The organism is Terrisporobacter sp. (assembly GCF_017888745.1).
In the GTDB taxonomy this organism is placed as follows: domain Bacteria; phylum Bacillota; class Clostridia; order Peptostreptococcales; family Peptostreptococcaceae; genus Terrisporobacter.
Window position 1 is genome coordinate 1 of the sequence record NZ_JAGHFM010000366.1, and the last position, 6625, is coordinate 6625.

A 6625-nucleotide genomic window follows, 5' to 3' on the forward strand; every position below is an offset into this window, starting at 1 on the left:
CCTACTTCATGAAAATGTATTTTATCAATTGTAGTACCATGAACTTTTGCTTCAGCCTGCGCAACAGTCATAAATACTTTTTTAGATTTTTCCTTTATATCTGTATTCAAAGAACTATTATCTATAATTTCGTATATGTCTATTAGATTCCTGTGACAATGTTGCTCCTTAGTTATAACTTTAACCTTTGTGCCTTTAATTCCATTTTCAAATTCATCACTAATTTCTATGCTAAATTCATTATCCATATTTAACTTGCTTAATTCTTCTAAAAAAATTTCTTTAGGGATGCCTAAATCTAAAAGAGAAGCTAGTGTCATATCCCCTGATATCCCACCTATAATGTCAAAATATAAAATTTTCGTACTCATATATTACCCCTTAATTATGATTATTTTAATTTATTTATGGTAGATGCTAAGTATCCTGCACCAAATCCATTATTTATATTAACTACAGATATTCCAGAAGCGCAACTATTTAGCATAGCTAAAAGTGCCGCTAACCCATCAAAATTAGCTCCATAACCAACAGATGTTGGAACGGCAATTACAGGAACATCGACTAAACCTCCAATCACACTTGGTAGTGCTCCTTCCATACCTGCTACAGCTATTATTACCCTAGCACTTTCAAGTATATGCCTTTTACTTAGTAATCTATGAATTCCTGCTACTCCTACATCATACAATCTTTCTACCTTATTACCTAAGAATAAAGCAGTATGATATGCTTCATCAGCAACAGGTATATCAGAGGTACCACCTGTAACAATTAAAATAGTGCCCTTACCGTTCATATTAATTTTTTCATTTTCTATTTTTAGTATCTTAGATAATTCATCGTATTGAGCATGAGGGTATTTTTTAGATATTTTTTCAAAAGTTTCTTTATCGCATCTCGTTCCAAGAATATTACTTTCCTTTTCATTCATCTTTTCTATTATACCTAAAATATGTTCATCACTTTTACCTTCACAATATATAACCTCTGGATATCCATTTCTTATTTTTCTATGATGGTCAATATTAGCATATCCAATGTCCTCAAAAGGTAAATCCTTTAATTTTTTTAGTGCTGAATCTATATCTAAATTATTATCTTTTACATCCTCTAATAATTTTTTTAAATCCATAATTATCCCCTTATATATCTTTTATTATTTTATATACAATTATAAAGTAATAATTTTTTTATATTATAGTTATTTGTAATTTAATAGATCTTTAATGAAATAATAAAGTTCTGATCATATATTTAACATATTTTTAAATTTATAAAAATAATAGTTTATATATTATCTACAAAACAGATAACATATAATTTCCTTACAATTAAAATAAAAGCGAACCTTAAGAGTTCGCTTTTACTAAATATTTATATTTAATTACATCATTCCTGGCATTCCAGCTCCAACAGGTGGTTTTTCCTCTTGAGGAATATCTGCTACAGCTGCTTCTGTTGTTAAAAATACTCCTGCTATTGATGCAGCATTTTGTAACGCACTTCTAGTAACCTTAGTAGGATCTACTATACCTGCTTCAATCATGTTTACATATTTTTCATTTAATGCATCAAACCCAACTTCAGGCTCTTCATTTATAACATTTTGTATTATTACAGCACCTTCAAGGCCAGCATTTATAGCTATTTGTTTTAATGGCTCTTCTAATGCTTTTCTCACTATCTTAGCACCTAATTGTTCTTCACCTTCAAGTTCTTCAATTAATTTATCTACAACTGGTATAACACTTACTAAAGCAGTACCACCACCAGCTACTATACCTTCTTCCACAGCAGCTCTTGTAGCATTTAAAGCATCTTCTATTCTAAGTTTCTTTTCTTTCATTTCAACTTCTGTAGCTGCACCAACTTTAACTACTGCAACTCCACCAGCTAATTTAGCTAATCTTTCCATTAATTTTTCTTTATCGAAATCAGAAGATGTTTCTCCTATTAAATGTTTTATTTGATTAACTCTATTTTCTATATCATTTTTATTTCCATTACCACCAACTATTGTAGTACTATCTTTAAGTATTTTTACAGAAGAAGCTCTTCCTAACATAGTTAAATCAGCTTCTTTTAAGTCATATCCTAATTCTTCTGATATTACAGTACCACCTGTAAGTATAGCTATATCTTGAAGCATTTCTTTTCTTCTATCACCAAATCCAGGTGCTTTAACAGCAACAATTTCACAAACACCTCTTAATTTATTAAGAACTAAAGTTGATAATGCTTCACCTTCAACATCTTCAGCTATTATTAATAATCTCTTACCTTGTTCAACTATTGAGTTTAATATTGGAAGTAATTCTTGTATATTAGATATTTTTTTATCTGTTATAAGTATATAAGGATCATGTAAAACTGCTTCCATCTTATCTACATCTGTTACCATATATGCAGAAACAAATCCTCTATCAAATTGCATACCTTCAACAGTTTCTAATTCTGTATTCATAGTCTTAGACTCTTCTACAGTTATAACTCCCTCTTTTCCTACTACTTCCATAGCTTCTGCTATTAATTTACCTATTTGATCATCCCCAGAAGATACAGCACCAACTTGAGCTATCTCTTCTTGAGTTTGTATAGTTCTAGATTGTTTTTTTAATTCATCAACTGTTATATCAACAGCTTTTTGTATACCTTTTCTTAATATAATTGGATTAGCACCTGCTGTAACATTTTTTAAACCTTCTCTTATTATAGCCTGAGCTAATACTGTGGCAGTTGTTGTACCATCTCCAGCTACATCGTTAGTTTTAGTTGCAACTTGCTTAACTAATTGAGCTCCCATGTTTTCAAATCTATCTTCTAATTCTATTTCTTTTGCTATAGTAACACCATCATTAGTTATAAGAGGTACTCCAAACATTTTGTCTAGTATAACATTTCTTCCCTTTGGTCCAAGAGTTACCTTAACTGTATCAGCTAATTTATTTACACCAATTTCTAATGCTCTTCTTGTATCTTCTGCAAATTTAATATCCTTTGCCATCTTTTAACCCTCCTAATATTTATTCAATAACAGCTAATATATCACTTTGTCTTAAAATTATGTATTCTTCTCCGTCTATTTTAACTTCATTACCTGCATATTTAGAGTATATTACTTTATCCCCAACAGCAACTTCCATTTTAACTTCATTACCATCTACAAATCCTCCTGGCCCAACTTCTATTACTTGTGCCATTTGAGGTTGCTCTTTTGCTGATCCTGGTAAAATAATACCACTTGCAGTTTTCTCTTCTGCTTCAACTTTTTTTATTACTACTCTGTCTGCTAAAGGTCTTATTTTCATAATTTATCCCTCCTAAAATAGAATTATATTATTAAGTTTATTATTTCACTCTTTATCACTCTATATGTAAGAGTGCTAACAAGTTAATAATAAACCATTTTTATGAAATTTTCAACTCATTTTTATTCTAAAACTATTATGTATATTATTAAGATTTATCTTAATTATTAATTTTTATTCGTAAAATTAATTTAGCCTAGTTATTTATAAAGTTAAACCTATAAATAACTAGGCCAATAAAGATAATATTTTATCTAATCTTGATTTTTATAATATTGGAGAGAATAACCTAGAAATAGATTCTTTAAATCGTTGTATCTTATTTCTACTTTTAAATTTATCTACTTCTAGTTCCTCACTATCTTTTAAATCATCAAAAAAATTATCTTTTATTTCTTTTATTATATCTTCATCATAAATGAAAGCATTGATTTCAAAATTTAAATTAAAACTTCTTAAATCCATATTCGCAGAACCAGTAGATGCCATAAAGTCATCAATTATCATAACCTTAGAATGTAAAAATCCTTTATTATAAAGATATACTTTTCCTCCTGATTCTAATATTTCTTCAAAATATGAATAAGATGCAGTGTTTACTATCTTATGATCAGCAATTTTAGGAAAAATAATTATTAATTCTACACCACTAAGCACAGCGCATTTAAGAGCTTTTAGTAAGGTTTCATCTGGTATAAAATATGGTGTCTCTATATAAATACTCTTTTTAGCTTGGCATATTGCATAAAAATAAGCATAATGTATGGATTCCCAGTCTGAATCAGGTCCACTACCAACAATTTGCATCATACAATCGCCTCTATAGGTTAATTTAGGAAAAAATTGATCAAATAACAATACTTCTTTAGTATTATAGTACCAATCTGTAAGAAATATCATTTGCAACATATATACAGAAGTACCTTCAACTCTTATATGAGTATCTCTCCAATATCCAAACTTTTTATTTTTACCTACATACTCATCACCTATGTTTATGCCACCTGTATATCCTATCATCCCATCTATAACTACTATTTTCCTATGATTTCGATAATTCAGCTGACCACCTACAGGTATTGCAATTTTACCTTTTAAATATGGTTTTATTTCTATTCCATAAGATCTCATTTCATTAAAAAATTTTCGATTAAACCAAAATCTCCAGCATCCTACATCATCATATATTATCCTAACTTTTATTCCTTCTTTAGCTTTTTTAATTAACTCTTTTTTAATTCTACGACCAATATCACTATCTTTTATTATGAAATACTCTAAATGAATATGGTCTTTGGCATTTTTTATATCTTTTATTAAATTATCAAACTTCTCATTCCCATCTATGTAGACATTTACCTGATTATTAATTGTAAAAGGAAATATATCCGTATTCAAAAGTAAATTAATTAATCTTAATGCTCTATAATCTTTTTTATTGTCATTAGGTAATTTCCCATTCTTAATCATTTTACTTTCACACTTAGCTAATTCTTGCATTTCATCAAAATTATATAAGAGCTTTTCTTTCTTCATGTTACTAGCTAACTTATGTGTTTTATTAATTTTTATTTTCCTAATATTTCTACCTAAAACTGCATAAATAACTAAACCTATACCTGGAAACAACATGAAAATCAGTATCCATACTAAAGTTTTAGATGGATCCCTATTCTCTAATATTAATCTTATTGAAATCACTATACTTAATATATAAAAGATTAGTAAAATACCTTTTAAAACCATATCATTTATTACATCTCCTTATATAAGATATTATCTTCCTATTCCAAGCTCCCTTGCATAATAGAACAAATATTGTTGTGCGAAACCTGATAAATCTCCGAATTTTTCTAAAGCAAATTTCCTAATCTTAGGTAAGCTTAAGTTATCCTCTACATAAAACTCTTCCATAACCCTCTTTACCCAAACATCAACTGGGAAAGTATCATATTTTTGCATACCAAATAAAGCAATACAATCTGCAACTTTTGGGCCTACTCCATTAAATTTGACTAATGCTTTAACACACTCATCCGTATTTAATTTTCTATAAGATAATATATCTTCATTATTTTCATTTACATAATCAACTACACCTTTTATGTACTTATCCCTAAATCCAGTCTGACATGCTCTTATATCTTCTACAGATACATTTTTTAAATCCTGTGGTGTAGGAAATGCATAATATTTTTTGCCTTTATATTCTCCTATATATTTTCCATATCTCTCCGATAAATTATTTATTGCCCTTTGAATCATTGGAATCCTATTATTTGCTGATATTATAAATGATACAAGCATTTCCCATCCATCTTGTTGTAAAATCCTTATTCCATCACCAAATTCTGTGGCTTTATCTAAATGTTCATCCATAACTTTTAATTTATCTTTTATTTCTTTATAATCTCTTCCTAGGTCAAAGTAATCAAACCATATATTTTCAAAATCTTCTTTATTAGTGTTATCTAATATTATTAGATTATTTTCTTTTTTTACATTTATAACCTTACTTTGAACTACACCTGTATATGATCCATCTTCTTCTCTTAACCATCTGAAACATTGACCACAATCAAATACATGTTTAGGTTCAAAATCACTTATTCCTTCTAATATAATCTTATTATTTTCTTCTGTTATCCTCATTATTTATTATCCTTTCTAAACTCCATCTATATGTTATTATTTTATTTTTTTTATTAATATATTCTAAATTTATTATTATATATACCTATTTAAATATTAGTGCAAACTAATTTACTATGAAAAAATTATACTTCTAAAAACTTAATAATTAAAACATTCTTTATAGATAAAAATTCCTTACAATTAAAAAAAGTATTTAGATAATATATTCTCTAAATACTTTTTAAATAATTACATTCCTAATTCTTTAAACTCTCTACTACCTGGTTTAACAAGTTCTATTTTACCTTCTTTGCAAAGAGGACATTCATCAGCTTCATGAACTTCTATCTCTAATTTTATAGCACTATATATTGGCATTCCTATATCATCATTAGTTCTATTGGCTATACAAGCAACACCTATTACCTCACCGCCAAGAGCCTCTAAAGCTTTTTTAGTTTCTATTGTTGATTTACCTGTTGTAACAACATCTTCAGCTATTATTATTTTAGCTCCTTTTTTAACTTCGAAACCTCTTCTAAGCTCCATTACCCCATCTTTTCTTTCAGTGAATACTGTTTCTTTTCCTAATTGTCTTCCTAATTCATAAGAAACTATTACACCACCCATAGCTGGACCAACTACTAAATCTATATCTAAATCTTTTATTTGTTCAACAA

The 6625-nt window shown here is 28.2% G+C and carries 7 protein-coding genes; all 7 read right to left on the minus strand.

Translation table 11 applies throughout. The features are described from left to right. The coding region (gene larC, locus J7G74_RS16005) for a nickel insertion protein (protein WP_297137183.1) at positions 1 to 371 on the minus strand (371 nt) is incomplete at its 3' end. A 20-nt stretch (positions 372 to 391) separates the two neighbouring features. Beyond that, the gene (gene larB, locus J7G74_RS16010; RefSeq protein WP_297137186.1) at positions 392 to 1135 is read right to left on the minus strand and encodes a nickel pincer cofactor biosynthesis protein LarB; all 744 of its coding nucleotides are present in this window, start codon (positions 1133 to 1135) and stop codon (positions 392 to 394) included. Between the two features lie 252 nt (positions 1136 to 1387). After that, positions 1388 to 3007 carry a chaperonin GroEL gene (gene groL, locus J7G74_RS16015; protein WP_297137188.1) on the minus strand — a complete coding sequence of 540 codons (1620 nt, stop codon included), beginning with the start codon at positions 3005 to 3007 and terminating at the stop codon, positions 1388 to 1390. Between the two features lie 19 nt (positions 3008 to 3026). Then, a complete protein-coding gene (gene groES / locus J7G74_RS16020) occupies positions 3027 to 3311 on the minus strand; it encodes a co-chaperone GroES (protein WP_297137191.1) in 285 nt (94 codons plus the stop codon). A gap of 267 nt (positions 3312 to 3578) precedes the next feature. Next, entirely contained in the window at positions 3579 to 5057 is a 1479-nt protein-coding gene (gene cls, locus J7G74_RS16025) for a cardiolipin synthase (protein WP_297137194.1), read from the minus strand. A gap of 30 nt (positions 5058 to 5087) precedes the next feature. Further along, entirely contained in the window at positions 5088 to 5963 is an 876-nt protein-coding gene (locus J7G74_RS16030) for a DNA-3-methyladenine glycosylase family protein (protein ID WP_297137197.1), read from the minus strand. A gap of 231 nt (positions 5964 to 6194) precedes the next feature. Continuing rightward, on the minus strand, positions 6195 to 6625 hold a 431-nt coding region (pyrE, locus tag J7G74_RS16035), incomplete at its 5' end, for an orotate phosphoribosyltransferase (RefSeq protein ID WP_297137200.1).